Here is a 17,939-nt window from a genome sequence, read left to right as displayed (position 1 = left end):
CCACGATGCGGCGCTGCGGTAGAATGCACGCCTTCGCGTCCTTAGCTCAGTTGGATAGAGCACTCGCCTTCTAAGCGAGCGGTCAGAGGTTCGAGTCCTCTAGGACGCGCCACGGTTTACAGGCAATCGCCCACGCCGTGCGATCGCCCATGGGGCCCCGCCCCTTGCTTCAGGGCTGGCTTTGAATCTGCCTGCTTGGCAGCCGCCCCCAGCGCGCGGAACGTCGCCCCCACCGCACGCGCGGCGGTGGCTGGACCACTCGACGTCGAAGTCGCGTCCCGATCAAGGCAACGCGAAGGTGCGCATCACAACCTTCAACCAGCATGACGAACCCATGCAGGCCGGCGTCGTCAATCTGGTCGCGCAATGCCGTCCCGCTGGCACCGCATGGATATGGGTACTCGGTGCCGGCCGGCCGTTCAGCAGATCGTGTAGGTGGTCCGCTCACCAGGGTTGTAGAGCTCCCTGGCCAGTTCCAGGATCTGGTCCCGATGATCGTCGAAGGTGGCGAGAAGGGCGGCTTCTTCAGCGGCGCCCTGATGGCTCAGGCGCAAAAGGATGGCGTCAGTGACCTGGAATGCCACTTCGCGCGCGTTGTCGTAGCCCCAGAAGCAAACGCAGTGCCGCGCCGCATCGTAGCTGCGGCTGGGATTGGGAAAGTTCAGTGCCATTGCAGACTCCTGTCCGGTGAGGGAACGCCGTGCAAGGTCGGCTTGCAGGCGCCGGCGAGTGCTGCCGACCCTAGTATGCGCCTGTTTGCCGGAAGCCGGGCACCTGTTCGCCATCCCTTGCCAGAGCCCATGGCCGCTCCCTGCGGAAAGTTATTTATTTGGCCGGCGATTTAGCGCGTATGCTGGTGTTGCCATTACCTCCAGGCAAGCCATTCAGGAGTTCATCATGGCCAAGAGTCAACTACGCAGCAGCCGCGAAGCCAAGAAACCCAAGCAACCGAAGAAGCCATCCGTGCCGGCTTCCCCATTCAGCACGGCCCAGGCCCAGGCTCGGGGCGGGCACGATGATGTCGCCAAGAAAAAAAAGTGATTGAAGCCGGTGGCACAGCAGCCACTCCGACCGGCGGGCCAGCCGCAGCTTGTCGACTACCGGCGCCCCGCAATCAACCACTCTGGCCGCATCCGCGCGGGCAAAGGCCTGGTGCGCGTGGGGCGGGATCACCCTGAAGCCCAGCGCGCGCGACACCGGTTCCAGGACTGACCCGGGGCAGCGCCGGCAAATTTTGCGGTTTTGCCGCACAATACGGCCTGCGCGCCGCACAGGAGCACGCTGGATCGATCAGAGGCGAGGGCACTGACCTCGCCCGTCAGCGGGCGGCATTTTGTTGAACATCCTGCAATCCTGTACATGGCCGCCCCACATGCACAATCGGCCGCGGATCCCGTCCGCGGCGCCGACGCTTTCCTGTCTTCCCGCGATAGCAATCCATCCGGCCGCCTGCCGCTGCTGGCACTCGGCGTCGGCAGTTTCGCCATCGGTACCGGCGAGTTTGTCATCATGGGTTTGCTGCCCGATGCCGCGAGCGACCTCGCCATCTCCATCCCGCAAGCCGGTCACCTGATCAGCGCCTATGCGCTGGGCGTGGTCATCGGCGCGCCGCTGTTGGCGGTGCTGGGCGCGCGCTGGCCGCGGCGCAACCTGCTGATCGCGCTGATGGCGGCGTTTGCCGCCGGCAATGTCGCCAGCGCGCTGGCACCTTCCTACCTGTCGATGATGGTGGCGCGCCTGCTCACGGGCTTTCCGCATGGCACGTATTTCGGCGTGGCGGCGCTGGTCGCCGCCAGCCTGGTCCCGCGTGCGCGGCGCGCGCAGGCGGTGGGGCTGGTGATGCTGGGCCTGACCATTGCCACGCTGGTGGGCGTGCCGATCGCGGCCACCGTCGGCACCTGGCTGGGCTGGCGCTCGGCCTTCCTGATCGTCGGCGCGCTCGGCGCGCTGACGGCGCTGCTGGTATGGCGCTGGGTGCCATTCGTGCCGGCCGACCGCCGCGCCAGCCCGCTGCGCGAACTGTCGGCGCTCAGGCGCAAGCAGGTGTGGCTGACGCTGGGCATCGGCGCGATCGGCTTCGGCGGCATGTTCTCGGTGTTCAGCTACATCAAGCCGACCATGCTGGAGCTGGCGCATATGCCGGCGGCGGGCATCCCGGTGGTGCTGGCGCTGTTCGGCATTGGCATGGTGACGGGCAACCTGGCCGGCGCGAAGCTGGCGGACAAGGCGCTGATGCCTGCCATCGGCGGCGTGCTGGTATGGACAGCGCTGGTCCTGGGCGCCTTCACCTTCACCGCGCCGCATGCCTGGCTGGCGGCCTTCAATGTGCTGCTGGTGGGCACCGCCGTGGCGCTGGGGCCGGCGCTGCAGATCCGGTTGATGGATGTGGCCGGCGACGCGCAGACGCTGGCCGCGGCGCTCAATCATTCGGCCTTCAACATGGCCAATGCGCTCGGCGCGTGGCTGGGCGGCGTCACCATTGCCGCCGGCTATGGCTGGGAATCGACCGGCTGGGTGGGCCTGCTGCTGGCGCTGGGCGGACTGGTGGTCTATGCCTGGTCGATGCTGAGCATGGGCCGGCAGGGGGCGCCCGCCGCGGCGTAAGGCGTGCGGGTGCACCTGGTGCGCCCGTACATCCGCAAGGAACGAAAAAGGGGTGCCACATCGGCACCCCTTCTTCAATCGCGTCCCGCAAGCGGGCGGGCTTACTCCGCGTCCGCGAGGCTTGCGCCGACCACGTTGAAGCCGCCGTCGACATAGGTGATTTCACCGGTCACGCCGCTGGCCAGGTCGGACAGCAGGAAGGCGGCCACGTTTCCGACTTCTTCGATGGTGACGTTGCGGCGCAGCGGCGCGGCGTCCTCGAAGTGGCCGAGCAGCTTGCCGAAGCCCTTGATGCCCGAGGCGGCCAGGGTCTTGATCGGGCCGGCCGAGATGCCGTTCGCGCGGATGCCGCGCGGGCCGACCGAGGCGGCCAGGTAGCGCACGCTGGCTTCCAGCGAGGCCTTGGCCAGGCCCATGGTGTTGTAGTTGGGGACCACACGCTCGGCGCCCAGGTAGGTCAGCGTCAGCAGCGAGGCCTTGTCCGACAGCAGCGGCAGCGCGGCCTTGGCCAGTGCCGGGAAGCTGTAGGCGGAAATGTCATGGGCGACGCGGAAGCCTTCGCGCGACAGGCCTTCCAGGAAGTCGCCGGCGATGGCTTCGCGCGGCGCGAAGCCGATCGAGTGCACCAGGCCGTCGAATTTTTCCCAGCGCTGGCCCAGCGCGGCGAAGGTTGCTGCGATCTGCTCGTCGCTGCCGACGTCGCACTCGAATACCAGGTCGCTGCCGAATTCCTTGGCAAAGTCGCTGATCCGGTCCTTGAACCGTTCGCCGACGTAGGTGAAGGCCAGGTCGGCGCCTTCGCGCTGGCACGCCGAGGCGATGCCGTAGGCGATCGAGCGGTTCGAGAGCAAGCCGGTGATCAGGATCCGCTTACCTGCCAGAAATCCCATAAATTCTCCAAGGTGGTGTATCAGGCACGCTTCGTGCGTCCGCCATGCGGCCGTGCGGGTGCCGGGCTGTCTTGCGGCCCTTTTATTGCGCCGCGCAGAGGGAATGTCCGGATGGCTGGGGCCACCCCGGACGCATGTAAAATTGTCTCATACTTGGCCCGGCCGCAGAATGCCGGGCCCGACAGGTCATAGCGGAGGAATCCAAAGGGATGCCTATTCAAGCACGTTGGCCGCTTCAGGCGGCATGGCAGTGCTTCCGGCGGGATGCAGTACTGCGCGGGTGGGTGGCAATGGGGCTGGCGATGGCGCTGGCGGCGGGGGGGTCACTCTGCTCCGGTCCGGCCCTGGCGGCGCATGGCTTCGCCCTGCACGGGGACCTGAAATACCCTGAGAATTTCCACCATTTCGACTATGCCAATCCGGATGCGCCGGTCGGCGGCACGCTGACGCTCGCCAATCCGGACCGGCGCACCAGTTTCGACAAGTTCAACCCGTTCACGCTGAAGGGCACGGCCGCGCCCGGCCTGAACGCGCTGATGTTCGAGTCGCTGCTGATCAGCAGCGCCGACGAGAGTGCCAGCGCCTATGGCTTGCTGGCCGAGGACGTCACGGTGGCGCCGGACGAATTGTCCGTCGCGTTCACGGTCCGCCCGCAGGCGCGCTTCTCCAATGGCGACCCGGTGCTCGCGTCGGATGTCAAGTATTCATACGACATGCTGATGAGCAAGGCTTCGAGCCCGGGCTATCGCAGCATGTGTAGCGATGTGAAGGCGGTGGTCGTCACCGGCGAGCGCACGGTGCGCTTTGATTTCAAGCAGCGCAACCGTGAACTGCCGCTGATCGTCGGCTCGCTGCCGGTGTTCTCGAAGAAGTGGACGGAAAAGGTCCCGTTTGAAAAGCTGACCTTCGAGCCGCCGGTCGCCAGCGGGCCCTACCTGATCGAGCGCTACGACGCCGGCCGCGGCATCATCTTCCAGCGCGACCCGAAATACTGGGGCAAGGACCTGGCGGTGCGGCGCGGCACCTTCAATTTCGCGCGCGTGGTCTACCGGCTCTACAAGGATGAGACCGCCAGGCTGGAAGCCTTCAAGGCCGGCGAGTTCGATGCCATCGTCGAATACAAGGCCAAGAACTGGGCCAAGAGCTACCAGGGCACGCGTTTTCGCACTGGCGAACTGCTCAGGACCGAGTTCCCGCACCGCAACGGCGCCGGCATGCAGGGCTATGTCATGAACCTGCGCAAACCGGTGTTCCAGGACGTGCGCGTGCGCCAGGCGCTGATTCTTGCGCTGGACTTCGAATGGCTGAACCGGCAGTTGTTCTACGGTGCCTACAAGCGGCTGGACAGCTGGTTCTCCAATAGCGAACTGGCCGCCAGCGCCACCTTCGATGGCCGTCCCGGCCCGGGCGAGCTGATGCTGCTGGAGCCGCTGCGCGCGCAGCTGCCGCCGGAGGTGTTCGGCCCCGACGTGGTCCAGCCCAGCACCGCGGCGCCGCGCTCGCTGCGCGACAACCTGCGCCTGGCGCGGCGCCTGCTGGCCCAGGCCGGATGGACCTATACCGATGACGCGCTGCGCAATGCCAAGGGCGAGCCGCTGGTGTTCGAGTTCCTTGACGACGGCGGCGCCATGAGCCGCGTGATCACCACCTATGTGCGCAACCTGGAGAAGCTCGGCATCCAGGTGCACCAGCGCACCACGGATTTCGCGCTGTACCAGAAGCGGCTGGAAGATTTCGACTTCGACATGGTGTCGATCCGCTTCCCCGACTCGCAAAGCCCCGGCAATGAATTGCGCGACCGCTTCTCCAGCGAGGCGGCCGCCACGCCGGGCTCGGACAATCTGTTCGGGCTGAAATCGCCGGTGGTAGACAAGCTGGTGGACAATGTGCTGCACGCCCACACCAGACAGGAACTGGTCACCGCCGGGCGCGCGCTGGACCGGGTGCTGATGCATGGCTATTACATCGTGCCGAACTGGTACAGCGCCTCGCACCGGGTCGCATACCGCAAGACGCTGGCCTATCCGGAGCGGCTTCCGTATTACTACACGGCTGAAGGCTGGATCCTGAGCCACTGGTGGCGCACGGACCTGCAGGCGCAGGCCCGTTGACGCGCACGGGCGCTGACGCGTTCGGCAAGGAAAAAGGAAGGAACGGGCCATGCTTGCCTATTTGCTCAAGCGCATCCTGCTGATGATCCCGACGCTGATCGGGGTTATCACGCTGACCTTCGTCGTGATCCAGTTCGTGCCGGGCGGTCCGGTCGAACAGATGATGATGGAACTGAAAGGGCGCGGCGGCGCTGGCGAAGCCAGCGGCGGCGGCGGCGCCGAATACCGTGGGCGGCGTGGCGTCGACCCCGACAAGATCAAGGAGATCCAGGCTCTGTACGGCTTTGACAAGCCGCCGCTGGAGCGCTACTTCCTGATGCTCAAGCGCTTTGCGCAGTTCGACCTGGGGCAAAGCTACTTCCAGCACCGCAGCGTGTGGGAGCTGGTCAAGTCCAAGCTGCCGGTGTCAGTCAGCATCGGTTTGTGGACCTTCTTCCTGACCTACCTGATATCGGTGCCGCTCGGCATCTCCAAGGCGATCCGGGCGGGCAGCCGTTTCGACGTGGTGACCAGCATCATCGTGCTGGTGGGCTATGCCATTCCGGGCTTCGTGCTGGGCGTGCTGCTGCTGGTGCTGTTCGGCGGCGGCACCTTCGTGCAGTGGTTCCCGCTGCGCGGGCTGACCTCCGACAACTGGGAGCAGCTGTCACTGATGGGCAAGGTGATGGACTACCTGTGGCACCTGGTGCTGCCGATCACGGCGTCGGTGGTGGGCAGCTTCGCGGTGGTGACCATGCTGACCAAGAACGCCTTCCTCGAGGAAATCCGCAAGCAGTACGTGCTGACCGCGCGCGCCAAGGGCCTGGGCGAGCGCCGCGTGCTGTGGAAGCATGTGTTCCGCAATGCCCTGATTCCCCTGGTGACCGGCTTCCCGGCGGCGTTCATCGGCGCCTTCTTCACCGGTTCGCTGCTGATCGAGACGCTGTTCTCGCTGGACGGGCTGGGCCTGCTGTCCTATGAGGCGGTGCTGCGGCGCGACTATCCGGTGGTGCTGGGCACGCTCTATCTGTTCACGCTGATCGGGCTGGTCACGCGCCTGATCTCCGATGTCTGCTACGTGCTGGTGGACCCGCGCATCCATTTCGAAGGCCTGCACCGATGAAACCGTTCACGCACGCGGCCCCCAACGGGCTGCCGCATTCGCCCTCGCCGCGCCAGCGCGCCTGGCAGCGCTTTCGCCGCAACCGGCGCGGCTACTGGAGCCTGGTGATCTTTGTCGCCATCTTCGTGCTGAGCCTGGGCGCCGAGCTGCTGTCCAGCAACCGGCCGCTGGTGGTGCACTACAAGGGCGAATGGTATTTCCCCATCGTCAAGGTCTACCCCGAAACCACCTTTGACGGCGATTTCGCCACGCCCGCCGACTATCTGGACCCGTATATCCGCGACCGCATCACCAGCAACGGCAATTTCGCGGTGTTTCCGCTGAACCAGTATTCGTACGACTCGCTCAACTACTTTGCCAAGGAGCCCAATCCGGCGCCGCCGTCCGCGGAGAACTGGCTGGGCACCGATGACCGTGGCCGCGACGTGCTGGCGCGGCTGCTGTACGGCTTCCGCGTGTCGGTGCTGTTCGCGATGGCGCTGACGGTGATCGGCATGCTGGTCGGCACGCTGACCGGCGCGCTGATGGGCTTCTTCGGCGGGCGCTTCGACTTGTTCTCGCAACGGGCCATCGAGATCTGGAGCTCGATGCCCGAGCTGTACCTGCTGATCATCTTCGCCTCGATCTTCGAGCCCAGCCTGGCGCTGCTGATCATCCTGCTGTCGCTGTTTGGCTGGATGGGCTTGTCCGACTACGTGCGCGCCGAGTTCTACCGCAACCGCTCGCTCGACTACGTCAAGGCGGCGCGCGCGCTGGGGCTGTCCAACGTGCAGATCATGTGGCGCCATATCCTGCCCAACAGCCTGACGCCGGTGATCACCTTCCTGCCATTCCGCATGAGCGCCGCGATCCTGGCGCTGACCAGTCTGGACTTCCTCGGCCTGGGTGTGCCGCCGACCACGCCCAGCCTGGGCGAGTTGCTGGCGCAGGGCAAGGCCAACCTGGACGCGTGGTGGATTTCGCTGTCGACCTTCGCGGTGCTGGTGGTCACGCTGCTGCTGCTGACCTTCATGGGCGATGCGCTGCGCGATGCCTTCGATACCCGGCTGGGCCTGGCCGCGCTGCGCGGCCGTGTTGAACCCAAGGTCCCGGCGGGCGCGCCCACCGGGGCGGCACCGGAGGCCACGCCATGACCGCGGTGTCTCCCGTGATCCAGCCGGATCTGGTGCCGGCGGCGGTGCCGGCACCCGGTTCCACGCTGATGTGCGTGGACAAGCTGTCCGTCACCTTTGGCCATGGCGAGCATGCCACCCGCGCCGTGCGCGAGATCAGCTTCGACCTGCGCGCCGGCGAGCGCTATGCGCTGGTGGGCGAGTCGGGCTCGGGCAAGACCGTGACCGCGCTGGCCATGCTGCGGCTGGTGGAAGACGCCTACTACGACGGTGCGATCCGCTTCGAGGGCAAGAACCTGCTGGAGGTATCGGACCGCGAGATGCGCGGCATCCGCGGCGCCGAGATCGCGATGATCTTCCAGGAACCGATGACCGCGCTCAACCCGCTGTACACCATCGGCAACCAGATCGTCGAGACACTGGCGTTGCACGAGGGCCTGGACCGCCGCGCCGCGCGCGAGCGCGCCATCGCGCTGCTGGAGCGCACTGGCATCAGCGACGCCGCCCACCGGTTCGACAGCTTTCCGCACCAGCTCTCCGGCGGCCAGCGCCAGCGCGCCATGATCGCCATGGCGCTGGCGTGCCGTCCCAAGCTGCTGCTGGCCGATGAGCCGACCACGGCGCTGGACGTGACCATCCGCGCGCAGATCCTGGACCTGCTGCGCGACCTGCAGGCCGAGTTCGGCATGGCGGTGATGCTGATCACGCACGACCTCAACCTGGTGCGCGCGTTTGCGCAGCGCGTGGGCGTGATGGAGAAGGGCGTGCTGGTCGAGACCGGCGAGACCGCCAGGGTATTCGCCGCCCCGCAGCATCCCTATACCCGCAAGCTGATCGACAGCCGCCCCCGGCGCGAGGTGCTGCCCCTGGTGCCGCTGGCGCCGATGCTGCTGGAGGCGCGCAAGCTGGGGGTCAACTATGCGCGCAAGCGCCGTGGCCTGGCCGGCTGGTTCGGCAAGGACCAGTTCGCCGCGGTCAAGGACGTGGACTTCCAGTTGCGCGAGGGCGAGACCCTGGGCATCGTCGGCGAGTCCGGTTCGGGCAAGACCACGCTGGCGCATACCGTGCTGGCCCTGCAGCGCAAGAGCGCGGGCACCATCCATTTCCTCGGGCGCAGCTTCGACACCGCCACCCGCGACGATCGCCGCCAGTTGCGTGCGCGCATGCAGGTGGTGTTCCAGGATCCGTTCGGATCGCTGGCGCCGCGCATGACCATCGAGCAGATCGTCGGCGAAGGCCTGGCGCTGCACCAGCCCGGGCTGTCGCGCGAGGGCACGCGCCAGCGCGTGATCGAGGCGCTGCGCGAGGTCGGACTGGACCGCACCGCGCTGGGGCGCTATCCGCACGAATTCTCGGGCGGGCAGCGGCAGCGCATCGCCATTGCCCGGGTCCTGATCCTCAAGCCGCAGGTGCTGGTGCTGGATGAGCCGACTTCGGCGCTGGATGTGTCGATCCAGCAGCAGGTGCTGGCGCTGCTGTCCCAGTTGCAGCACAAGTACAACCTCAGCTACCTGTTTATCAGTCACGACCTGGCGGTGATCCGCGCCATGGCGCACCGGGTCATCGTGATGAAGGCGGGTGAGGTGGTCGAGGCCGGCGATACCGAAGTGGTGCTGGGCGCACCGCAGCATCCCTATACGCGCAAGCTGATGGCGGCAGCGCAGGTCGGCGCGGCTTGAATGGCCGGCGCGGGTGCTGGGGGCCATCAGCGCCGCAGTACCGGCCGGCTAGCACCGATCGATAGGATTAATCCGACAAAGAAGATGCGAAAACCTGCCTATATCTTTGATTCGGAAGCCAAATCCGCCGAATTTGTAACGAACTTTGACATGTGAATGACAACCCTTTACCATCCCGCCAGAACTATTTTTGGGGGTGGTCCGTCCGTCGCATCGATGCATGCCACGCACGTTTGCGGTGCAGGACCGGCCAGATCGCCTGGCGCAGATGTTGCGTAAGGTTCGCCCCCGTAGTTCACAGGATTTTCATGCGACGTTCCTGAAACGACCGCGCGAAATTCACAGATACCCAGCCGCCCCGGACTTTGTGCCGGGGCTTGCTTTGGAACGTTCAACGGGAGAACCAATGCAGCGATCGGTGCTTCATTCCCTGGCGCGCGCCGCTGTCGGAATTGCCATTGCCTGCGGTGCGACTGTGTCGAATGGAGTGCTGGCGGACACGGTATTCAAGGATGCCGACACCCGTATCGATGCCACGGCCCAGGCCGCGGACTCGCATCCGGAAGGCAAGCGCGGCTTGCTGTCGTCGGTGGTGAATTCCACCAGCAATGTTGCCAGCAAGGCTGGCGACCTGGTCATGAACGCGCTGGGCCTGATCGGCGTGCGTTACCGCTTCGGCGGCAACAGCCCCGAATCCGGCCTGGACTGCAGCGGCTTTGTCCGCTACGTGTTCCAGGACACCTTCGGCTTCATGCTGCCGCGCCGCTCTGTCGAAATCAGCCGTGTCGGCACCACCGTGGCAGCCAGCGACCTGCGTCCGGGCGACCTGGTGTTCTTCAACACCATGCGCCAGACCTTCTCGCACGTCGGCATCTATATCGGCGACAACAAGTTCGTGCATGCCCCGTCCACGGGCAGCAAGATCCGTGTCGACGACATGCGCGCGACGTACTGGGTGACCCGCTACAACGGTGCCCGCCGCATCGACGATGGCAAGGACGGCAGCAGCCGCGTCGAAGGCCTCGGCGACATGGTCGAGACGCTCAAGCGCTACGACCCCAACGCCGCCCGCGCATCGATGTACGGCGGCTGAGGTTTCGCTGCGCTACAAGCAAAAAGGACTGCCGCGGCAGTCCTTTTTTGCTTTGGCCGGATCCGGCCTCCCCGGCTATTGCGCGGCGACCGCGCCAGCCGGCGTCAGGCGGGCCTGTTCCAGCCGCTGGCGCAGCGTTGCCATCACCGCGGCGGTGGCCTGCTCGCCCGCCAGCACGGCGCGGTTGCGCGCGTTGAAGTCGCTGCCGCCCATGTCGGGCAATTCCGGCCGGATCACCACGTCGGCGCGCGCCAGCGCCATCTTGTTGATCGACTGGCCCATGATCGCGGTGGTCTGCAGCAGCACGCCGCTCTGGCCGGCGTTCTTTTGTGCCGACGGCTCGGCCGAGATATTGACCGCGATGACAAAGTCCGCGCCCATGCTGCGCGCGGAATCCACCGGCACCGGCTCGACCAGGCCGCCATCGACATAATCGCGGCCCTGGATCGACACCGGCTGGAACACGCCGGGCACGCTGCTCGACGCGCGCACGGCCTGGCCGGTGTTGCCGCGGCGGAACAGGATCTTCTCGCCGCTCTTGAGGTCCGTGGCGACGATGCCCAGCGGCAGCTTCATGGCCTCGATGGTCCGGTTCTGCACCAGCCGGTTGACGTAGTTCTGCAGCGCCTCGCCCTTGAGCCAGCCGCCGAAGCGGGTGCCGAAGGGCAGGGCCCAGTCGGCGATGGCGGCCTCGTCCATGGTCAGCGCCAGCTTGTTCAGCTGGAACCCGTTCAGACCGCTGGCGTACAGCGCCGCCACGACCGCGCCGGCGCTGGTGCCGGTGACCAGGTCGACGTGGATGCCCTGGGCCTCGAGCGCCTTGATCACGCCGATGTGGGCAAAGCCGCGCGCCGCGCCGCCGCCCAGCGCCAGGCCGATCTTGATGGGCCGCGGCGCTGGCGGCGTGGTGGCGACCGGCGGCGCGGGACGCGGGCCGAACGAGCAGCCAGCCAGCAGGGCGGCGGCGGAAATGCCGAGGAAATGACGTCGTTGCATGAAGCGGGATCAGTAAACAGGTGGGGCCGGCGGATACAGGAATGTGACGCGGGCGCACCTCCCTGGGGGTGGCGCCGCATTGCCTGAATCACCGGCATCACCTCAGACCGGCGCAAGCATAAATGATTCCGCACGGCGCCGGCACGCGGGGCGGGGCGGGCGATACGCGTTGGTATAATGCAAGACCTGCACATACACCAGCCTGCGCGCCGCTGCGCGCGGGCTTTCTTGTTTCTGCCCCTGACCATGACCCAACGCGTCCGCACCCGCTTTGCGCCGAGCCCGACCGGTTTCATCCACCTCGGCAACATCCGCTCCGCGCTCTATCCCTGGGCCTTCGCCCGCCGCATGCAGGGCGACTTCATCCTGCGCATCGAAGACACCGACGTCGAGCGTTCGTCGCAGGAAGCGGTCGACGTGATCCTGGAAAGCATGGCCTGGCTGGAGCTGGACATCGACGAGGGCCCGTTCTACCAGATGCAGCGCATGGACCGCTATCGCGAGGTGGTGGCGCAGATGGTCGAGGCCGGGCTGGCTTACCGCTGCTACATGAGCACCGAAGAGCTGGACGCGTTGCGCGAAGCCCAGCGCGAGCGCGGCGAGAAGCCGCGCTACAACGGCTTCTGGCGTCCGGAACCGGGCAAGGTCCTGCCCGAGCCGCCGGCCGGCGTGGACCCGGTGATCCGCTTCAAGAACCCTATCGGCAGCAGCGTGGTGTGGGACGACGCAGTCAAGGGCCGCATCGAGATCTCCAATGATGAGCTCGATGACCTGGTGATCGCGCGCCCGGACGGTACCCCCACCTACAACTTCTGCGTGGTGGTGGACGATCTCGACATGCAGATCACCCACGTGATCCGCGGCGACGACCACGTCAACAACACGCCGCGCCAGATCAACATCATCCGCGCGCTGGGCGGCACGCCGCCGGTCTACGCCCACTTGCCGACCGTGCTCAACGAGCAGGGCGAGAAGATGAGCAAGCGCCATGGCGCGATGAGCGTGACCGGCTACCGCGACGAGGGCTACCTGCCCGAGGCCGTGCTGAACTACCTGGCGCGCCTGGGCTGGGCCCACGGCGACGCCGAGATCTTCTCGCGCGAGCAGTTCGTGGAATGGTTCGACCTGGATCACCTGGGCAAGTCGCCCGCCCAGTACAACCCCGAGAAGCTCGCCTGGCTGAACAACCACTACATCAAGACCGGCGACAACCAGCGCTTGGCCGCGTTGACGCAGCCGTTCATCGAGGCACTCGGCGGCAAGGTGGAAGGCGCCGACCTGGTTGGTGTGGTGGCACTGGTGAAGGACCGCGCCAATACGCTGAAGGAAGTCGCGCAGGCCGCGCTGCTGTTCTATCGTGGCGAGCCGCAGGCCGACGCCGCGCTCAAGGCCGAGCACCTGACGCCGGAGATCCAGCCTGCGGTGGCCGCGCTGGCGACCCAGCTGGCAGCGCTGCCGGAGTGGAAGCGTGAGGCCATCGGCGCCGCCTTCAAGGCGGTGCTGGCCGAGTTCGGTCTGAAGATGCCCAAGCTCGCCATGCCGGTGCGCCTGCTGGTGGCCGGCCAGTTGCAGACCCCCGGCATCGACGCGGTGCTGGAGTTGTTCGGCCGCGGCACGGTGCTGCGCCGCCTGGGCGCGGTGTCCAACGCGTAAAAAATCATGCAAAAGTCCGCGCCGGGGGCTTGCGCTTCGGGCCGGACTTGCGCATAATCTCGTTCTCCCTGCAGCGCGGTCACTGACCGAGCGGGCTGACGAATCCGAAAGGGTTCTCGCGGTCTCCGGAGCTGGTTTTACGGCGAAAGAGAATGCGAAAAAATCAAAACGGGAGCTTGCAAAGATTAGCAGTTGATATATAATCTTGGCTTCGCTTGAAACGGTAGTTAAATCAGGCGAAAACGCAGCAAGTTGCAGTAAATGGCAGTACCATGGGGCTATAGCTCAGCTGGGAGAGCGCTTGCATGGCATGCAAGAGGTCAGCGGTTCGATCCCGCTTAGCTCCACCAAGATTTCAGCGTCATCCAGGCAGTATCGGGTGGCGCCAGACGGAACGTGTTGCAAGACAAGTTTCTGTCCCCTTCGTCTAGAGGCCTAGGACATCACCCTTTCACGGTGAGTACAGGGGTTCGAATCCCCTAGGGGACGCCATAACAGCAGGGCGTAATCAGACGCCCAGCATGTCGTCTCAAGCATCAGCTTGAAACGGCAGCCGACTAAGGAGTGGTAGTTCAGTCGGTTAGAATACCGGCCTGTCACGCCGGGGGTCGCGGGTTCGAGTCCCGTCCACTCCGCCAAAACTAGACCCGCATGGTTCGCGCCATGCGGGTTTTTCTTTGGGTGAGGGATTATGTCGTTAATCGCCGCAAACGCAATAAAAAATGTTGCATTCGTTGCGAAATTCGCTATATAATCCTGTCTTCGCTGCAAATGCTGCGGTAAGCGGCAGACAGCGAAGGTAGTTCCAGCAGTAACCGTCCAGCAGTACCGGATACGGGGCTATAGCTCAGCTGGGAGAGCGCTTGCATGGCATGCAAGAGGTCAGCGGTTCGATCCCGCTTAGCTCCACCAGAATTTGGGAGGCGTCTGAAAAGAAGCTTCCCAGGCGCGAAAAAGCCTGCTATGATGCCGGACTTTCCAGCGCAAGGCAGAAAACGCGTTGTAAAACAAGTTTCTGTCCCCTTCGTCTAGAGGCCTAGGACATCACCCTTTCACGGTGAGTACAGGGGTTCGAATCCCCTAGGGGACGCCATAACAGCAGGGCGTAATCAGACGCCCAGCATGTCGTCTCAAGCATTGGCTTGAAACGGCAACCGACTAAGGAGTGGTAGTTCAGTCGGTTAGAATACCGGCCTGTCACGCCGGGGGTCGCGGGTTCGAGTCCCGTCCACTCCGCCATATTAGAACGCCCGCGCAAGCGGGCGTTTTTCTTTTTGCGTACGCGGATCGCACGCTTCGGATTCGCTCCCTGTCCTGCGTGCGGGAGAGGAGCATCCGGCAAGTCATTCGAGGGCCTTACCTGTTTCAGTTTTCCGGATCCTTGCTGACCCGGCTGAAATACCGCACCAGCAGCACGCCTGCGATCGCCAGGCTGACGCTGTTGGCCAGCCAGAAGCCGCTCGCGCCGCGCGTGAAAGCCGGCATGCCCTCGATCAGCCCGAAGCCCAGCACGTACCCCCCGCCAAGTCCGATGCCCCACAACGAGCCAGCGTAGATCAGCGTCGGGATCAGCGCGATCTTGTAGGCGCGCAGGATAAAGGCCGTCATCACCTGCACCGCGTCGAAGGCCTGGTAGAACGCCACGAACAGCACCAGCGGCAGCGCCGCCGCGACCACCGCGGGGTCGCTCGCATAGGCGTCCAGCACTGGCTTGCGCAGCGACCAGAGCAGGGCGCCAGTCAGCAGGGCCAGTGTCACCGCCGTGCGGATGCCGCGCCAGGCAAGGCGGCTGGCGCCGGCCAGGTCGCGCGCGCCGAGATGCTGCGCCACCAGTGTCGAGGTGGCAATCCCCAGCGACAGCGGCAGCATGTAGGCCACCGCGCCCAGGTTGGCGATGATCTGGTGCCCGGCCAGCGTCACCGTGCCCAGGCGCGTGATGAAGATCGACATCAGCGTGAACGAGGTGATCTCGATCAGGTAGGTCAGGCCCATCGGCACGCCCAGGCGCAGCAGCGCGCGCAGCGGTGCTGCGGCCGGCCAGCTCCATGTACTGAAGATACGCAGCGGGTGATAGGCGCTGCCGTAGCGCAGGATCAGCAGCCCGGCGATGCACCAGGCCCAGCTGATCAGCGTCGAGGCCAGGCCGCAGCCGGGACCGCCCATGGCCGGCACGCCCAGGCCGCCGTGGATGAACCACGCATTGAGCGGCACTTTCAGCGCCAGGCCACCGATCTGCAGCACCGTCACCATGATCGGGCGCGACAGCGCATTGTTCAGCGCCGAATAGATGCGGAAGCCCAGTGCCGCCGGCAAGCCGAAGGCGCCGAAATGCAGATAAGCGGTGGCCTTCTCGACCAGCTCGGGCGGGGCCTTGGCGAAGGCCAGCAACGGTCCGGGGAAGGCCAGCAGCAGCACGCCGGGAAGCGCCAGCGCTGCGCCCAGCCATGCGGCCTGCCGGACTTCAGCACCGATCGCTTCGATGCGGCCGGCGCCGTAGAGCTGCCCGGCGATGGGCGACAGCGCCTGCAGCACGCCCATCAGGCTGATATAAATGGTGACGTAGATCGAGCCGCCCAGACCCACCGCGGCCAGGTCGGTGGCGGAGGCGCGCCCCGCCATCACGGTATCGATCACGCCGAAGGCGATCACGGCGAGTTGGCCGGCGAGCACCGGGGCGGCGAGGCTGGTAATGCGGCGAAGGTCGTGGAACAGCGTCATTCAGGGCTCTGCAGGCTCGGTCGGGGCTGGCGCTTCAGCCCCGCAACTGCCTGCGGCCGGAATGGTTCGATGGCGCGTCAGGCGCTGCGTATGTTGCGCGGTCCATGGATACGGTTCAGGGCTGGCGCGGCAGGCGATGCCGCGGCAGGTCCGGGCGCGGATGGCTGGCGCGCGTGGTATCGATCAGGCGATACATGCGGAAGCGTTCATCGCGGTCCGCGGGGCGGCGGCCTTCCCAGATCAGGCGCCATTCGAAGTGCGAGATATTGCCCGGTTCGCCGTAGTCGGCCCCGTCATGGCGCAGCAGCACGTCGCAGCCGTCGCTGGGGCCGCCAAAGCGGATATGGCCGAAGTAGGCGAACGAGGCCAGCTGCGCATCGCCCATGCGGATCGGCTGCACGCACTGGTACGCGGGGGGCAGCGCCATGGCCGCGGCCTGGGCCACGTCGCGGTAGGTCTTGCCGTAGTTGATCGAAGGCAGCCACAACGTCATCGCCATCACCCACATCAGCGTCGTGCCGGCGGCAGAAATCACCACCGGGCGCCAGATCTGCTTGGGGGCGCGCGACAGGCGCCAGCGCACGATCAGCACCCATGCAAGCGTCGCCGCCAGCGCGAACACCACCGCGGCGACGGTGAACTCGTGCTGGTAGCCCGGCAGCTGGCGGAACACGTTGCGCGCGATGCGCGGGGGCCAGCCCGTGGTCTTGGCGATCCACATGAACCAGACCGTGCCGCCGAAGATGGTGAAGAACAGCAGCGCGAACCAGTCGATGGCGTTGATCACGCCGCGCGCCAGCGTGGGCAGCGCAAAGGCTGCCAGCACGGCCATCGGGGGCAATAGCAGGATGAACTGCGCATCGCTCGCAATGCGTTGCAGGAACAGCAGGATCAGCACCGGCAACAGCAGCGCCAACGGTGCCGCGACGTGGGGTGCGCGCCGCATGCCTGTCCACGCAATCCAGGCCCAGCCGGCGATCGGCCACACTGGCCACGTGTACAGGAACAGGTTGCGCATATTGAAGCCGAAGGTCGCCATATTGGGCGAGCCGTAGCTGCGGCGGTCATAGCGCGACCAATCGCGGATGAAGGTCACTGCCTCACTGCGGTCGGCCGCGCCGAAATAGGCGGCCGCCATCCACGCCAGCACGATCAGCAGGGCCAGCGGAATGCCGATGGCACCCAGGCGCCGCCACGGCAGCGGCTTGCACGCCAGCGCGCAGACCGCGCTGCCACCCAGCAGCGCCAGCGGCAGCAGGGGCCCGCTGGCCAGCGTGAGCCCGCCCAGCGCGGCGCCATAGGTCAGGCTGCCCTGGATGGGCTTGTCGAGGCTGCGCACCATGCCGTACAGGGCCATTGCGATGAACGCGACCTGGCCCACCTGCGGCGTGGTCTCGTGCCCACGCATGGCCAGGCCCACGCAAGCCAGGAAGATCAGCAGCGCGCCGTCGGCCAGGGTGCGGCCGTAGTCGCGCGCATTGGGCTGGCCGCCGAAGGCATAGGCAAACGGCTGGACCTCGTCGCGCCGGCCCAGCAGGTAGGTGGTGTACCAGATGCAGGCGCAGGTCGCGAAAAAGAACAGCGCCGTGGCCAGCCGCGCGGCGTCGGCCGCGCCCAGCCAGCCGCCGAAGCCGCGGATCATCAGCGCGCCGATCCAGAACACCAGCGGGCCGTCCTCGCTGTACGGGCGGCCGACGATATTCGGCATCAGCCAGTCGTGCAGGCTGCCGGTCGCCACCTGCCACATCACGCCAAAGCCGGCGGCGTCCTCGTTCTTCCACGGGTCGCGGCCGAACAGGCCGACCAGGCCGTAGATGATGCAGATCGCCAGCAGCAGCGCGCGCGGCAGGGCGCCGGTTGCGGCAGCGGTCAACTGGACGGGTGAGGTATTGGCTTGACGCATCGATGCTCAGGTCGGGCCGTGGCGCCATGGCGCGAAGGCCACAGTATCGCGCATGCGGCGGCCGCGCGGGCTGTGGCA

At 66.1% G+C, this 17,939-nt stretch carries 13 protein-coding genes and 7 tRNA genes; 15 read left to right on the top strand and 5 right to left on the bottom strand.

Annotated features, from left to right (window positions below):
* The first annotated feature begins 35 nt into the window (after positions 1-35).
* Positions 36-112 (top strand) — tRNA-Arg (locus ACREYQ_RS10265).
* Between the two features lie 307 nt (positions 113-419).
* Here ACREYQ_RS10265 and ACREYQ_RS10260 read toward each other — a convergent pair.
* Positions 420-671, bottom strand: a complete 252-nt coding sequence (locus ACREYQ_RS10260) for a DUF1488 domain-containing protein (RefSeq protein ID WP_432257522.1) — start codon at positions 669-671, stop codon at positions 420-422.
* 226 nt (positions 672-897) lie between these two features.
* On the opposite strand from ACREYQ_RS10260, the gene ACREYQ_RS10255 reads away from it, so the two are divergent.
* Together ACREYQ_RS10255 and ACREYQ_RS10250 are read left to right on the top strand one after the other, a co-directional pair.
* Positions 898-1,041 carry a hypothetical protein gene (locus tag ACREYQ_RS10255; RefSeq protein WP_432257521.1) on the top strand — a complete coding sequence of 48 codons (144 nt, stop codon included), beginning with the start codon at positions 898-900 and terminating at the stop codon, positions 1,039-1,041.
* Between the two features lie 318 nt (positions 1,042-1,359).
* On the top strand, positions 1,360-2,604 hold the full coding sequence (locus tag ACREYQ_RS10250) for an MFS transporter (RefSeq protein ID WP_432257520.1): 1,245 nt from the start codon (positions 1,360-1,362) through the stop codon (positions 2,602-2,604).
* 101 nt (positions 2,605-2,705) lie between these two features.
* Here ACREYQ_RS10250 and fabI read toward each other — a convergent pair whose 3' ends face one another.
* Positions 2,706-3,494 (bottom strand): enoyl-ACP reductase FabI, encoded by a 789-nt coding sequence (gene fabI, locus ACREYQ_RS10245; RefSeq protein ID WP_432257519.1) that lies wholly within the window; start codon positions 3,492-3,494, stop codon positions 2,706-2,708.
* Between the two features lie 209 nt (positions 3,495-3,703).
* Here fabI and ACREYQ_RS10240 point away from each other — a divergent pair, with 209 nt between their 5' ends.
* The 5 genes from ACREYQ_RS10240 (at position 3,704) to ACREYQ_RS10220 (ending at position 10,591) form a co-directional block, all read left to right on the top strand.
* Entirely contained in the window at positions 3,704-5,605 is a 1,902-nt protein-coding gene (locus tag ACREYQ_RS10240) for an extracellular solute-binding protein (protein ID WP_432257518.1), read from the top strand.
* A 49-nt stretch (positions 5,606-5,654) separates the two neighbouring features.
* Entirely contained in the window at positions 5,655-6,707 is a 1,053-nt protein-coding gene (locus tag ACREYQ_RS10235; RefSeq protein WP_432257517.1) for a microcin C ABC transporter permease YejB, read from the top strand.
* Positions 6,704-7,840: an ABC transporter permease gene (locus ACREYQ_RS10230; RefSeq protein ID WP_432257516.1), complete on the top strand. Its 1,137-nt coding sequence runs from the start codon at positions 6,704-6,706 to the stop codon at positions 7,838-7,840. Before ACREYQ_RS10235 ends, ACREYQ_RS10230 begins: the two co-directional genes overlap by 4 nt.
* Positions 7,837-9,498, top strand: a complete 1,662-nt coding sequence (locus ACREYQ_RS10225) for an ABC transporter ATP-binding protein (RefSeq protein ID WP_432257515.1) — start codon at positions 7,837-7,839, stop codon at positions 9,496-9,498. The genes ACREYQ_RS10230 and ACREYQ_RS10225 overlap by 4 nt, the downstream gene beginning before the upstream one ends.
* A gap of 406 nt (positions 9,499-9,904) precedes the next feature.
* Positions 9,905-10,591 (top strand): C40 family peptidase, encoded by a 687-nt coding sequence (locus tag ACREYQ_RS10220; RefSeq protein ID WP_115014183.1) that lies wholly within the window; start codon positions 9,905-9,907, stop codon positions 10,589-10,591.
* Positions 10,592-10,666: 75 nt separating this feature from the next.
* On the opposite strand, the gene ACREYQ_RS10215 is transcribed toward ACREYQ_RS10220, so the two are convergent.
* Positions 10,667-11,587 carry a patatin-like phospholipase family protein gene (locus ACREYQ_RS10215; protein ID WP_432257514.1) on the bottom strand — a complete coding sequence of 307 codons (921 nt, stop codon included), beginning with the start codon at positions 11,585-11,587 and terminating at the stop codon, positions 10,667-10,669.
* Between the two features lie 246 nt (positions 11,588-11,833).
* Between ACREYQ_RS10215 and gltX the strand changes: the two genes are divergently transcribed.
* The 7 genes from gltX (at position 11,834) to ACREYQ_RS10180 (ending at position 14,479) form a co-directional block, all read left to right on the top strand.
* Entirely contained in the window at positions 11,834-13,240 is a 1,407-nt protein-coding gene (gltX, locus tag ACREYQ_RS10210; protein WP_432257513.1) for a glutamate--tRNA ligase, read from the top strand.
* 274 nt (positions 13,241-13,514) lie between these two features.
* Positions 13,515-13,590, top strand: a tRNA-Ala gene (locus tag ACREYQ_RS10205).
* A gap of 66 nt (positions 13,591-13,656) precedes the next feature.
* Positions 13,657-13,732: transfer RNA gene (locus tag ACREYQ_RS10200), tRNA-Glu, on the top strand.
* 69 nt (positions 13,733-13,801) lie between these two features.
* Positions 13,802-13,878: transfer RNA gene (locus tag ACREYQ_RS10195), tRNA-Asp, on the top strand.
* 198 nt (positions 13,879-14,076) lie between these two features.
* Positions 14,077-14,152, top strand: a tRNA-Ala gene (locus ACREYQ_RS10190).
* A gap of 105 nt (positions 14,153-14,257) precedes the next feature.
* Positions 14,258-14,333: transfer RNA gene (locus ACREYQ_RS10185), tRNA-Glu, on the top strand.
* Positions 14,334-14,402: 69 nt separating this feature from the next.
* Positions 14,403-14,479 (top strand) — tRNA-Asp (locus ACREYQ_RS10180).
* A gap of 126 nt (positions 14,480-14,605) precedes the next feature.
* Here the strand turns inward: ACREYQ_RS10180 and ACREYQ_RS10175 are convergent.
* Both ACREYQ_RS10175 and ACREYQ_RS10170 read right to left on the bottom strand, forming a co-directional pair.
* A complete protein-coding gene (locus tag ACREYQ_RS10175; protein WP_432257512.1) occupies positions 14,606-15,958 on the bottom strand; it encodes an MATE family efflux transporter in 1,353 nt (450 codons plus the stop codon).
* A gap of 115 nt (positions 15,959-16,073) precedes the next feature.
* The gene (locus tag ACREYQ_RS10170; protein WP_432257511.1) at positions 16,074-17,861 is read right to left on the bottom strand and encodes an ArnT family glycosyltransferase; all 1,788 of its coding nucleotides are present in this window, start codon (positions 17,859-17,861) and stop codon (positions 16,074-16,076) included.
* Between the last annotated feature and the right edge of the window lie 78 nt (positions 17,862-17,939).

The organism is Cupriavidus sp. TMH.W2, from assembly GCF_050847365.1.
Classification (GTDB): domain Bacteria; phylum Pseudomonadota; class Gammaproteobacteria; order Burkholderiales; family Burkholderiaceae; genus Cupriavidus.
Note: the sequence above shows the minus strand (reverse complement) of the source record. Positions and strands in the feature narration are given on the sequence as shown.

Bases quoted from the DNA above. Each gene is read 5' to 3' on its own strand.
- ACREYQ_RS10260 (WP_432257522.1), bottom strand. From the start codon at position 671: ATGGCACTGAACTTTCCCAATCCCAGCCGCAGCTACGATGCGGCGCGG.
- ACREYQ_RS10255 (WP_432257521.1), top strand. From the start codon at position 898: ATGGCCAAGAGTCAACTACGCAGCAGCCGCGAAGCCAAGAAACCCAAG.
- ACREYQ_RS10250 (WP_432257520.1), top strand. From the start codon at position 1,360: ATGGCCGCCCCACATGCACAATCGGCCGCGGATCCCGTCCGCGGCGCC.
- fabI (WP_432257519.1), bottom strand. From the start codon at position 3,494: ATGGGATTTCTGGCAGGTAAGCGGATCCTGATCACCGGCTTGCTCTCG.
- ACREYQ_RS10240 (WP_432257518.1), top strand. From the start codon at position 3,704: ATGCCTATTCAAGCACGTTGGCCGCTTCAGGCGGCATGGCAGTGCTTC.
- ACREYQ_RS10235 (WP_432257517.1), top strand. From the start codon at position 5,655: ATGCTTGCCTATTTGCTCAAGCGCATCCTGCTGATGATCCCGACGCTG.
- ACREYQ_RS10230 (WP_432257516.1), top strand. From the start codon at position 6,704: ATGAAACCGTTCACGCACGCGGCCCCCAACGGGCTGCCGCATTCGCCC.
- ACREYQ_RS10225 (WP_432257515.1), top strand. From the start codon at position 7,837: ATGACCGCGGTGTCTCCCGTGATCCAGCCGGATCTGGTGCCGGCGGCG.
- ACREYQ_RS10220 (WP_115014183.1), top strand. From the start codon at position 9,905: ATGCAGCGATCGGTGCTTCATTCCCTGGCGCGCGCCGCTGTCGGAATT.
- ACREYQ_RS10215 (WP_432257514.1), bottom strand. From the start codon at position 11,587: ATGCAACGACGTCATTTCCTCGGCATTTCCGCCGCCGCCCTGCTGGCT.
- gltX (WP_432257513.1), top strand. From the start codon at position 11,834: ATGACCCAACGCGTCCGCACCCGCTTTGCGCCGAGCCCGACCGGTTTC.
- ACREYQ_RS10175 (WP_432257512.1), bottom strand. From the start codon at position 15,958: ATGACGCTGTTCCACGACCTTCGCCGCATTACCAGCCTCGCCGCCCCG.
- ACREYQ_RS10170 (WP_432257511.1), bottom strand. From the start codon at position 17,861: ATGCGTCAAGCCAATACCTCACCCGTCCAGTTGACCGCTGCCGCAACC.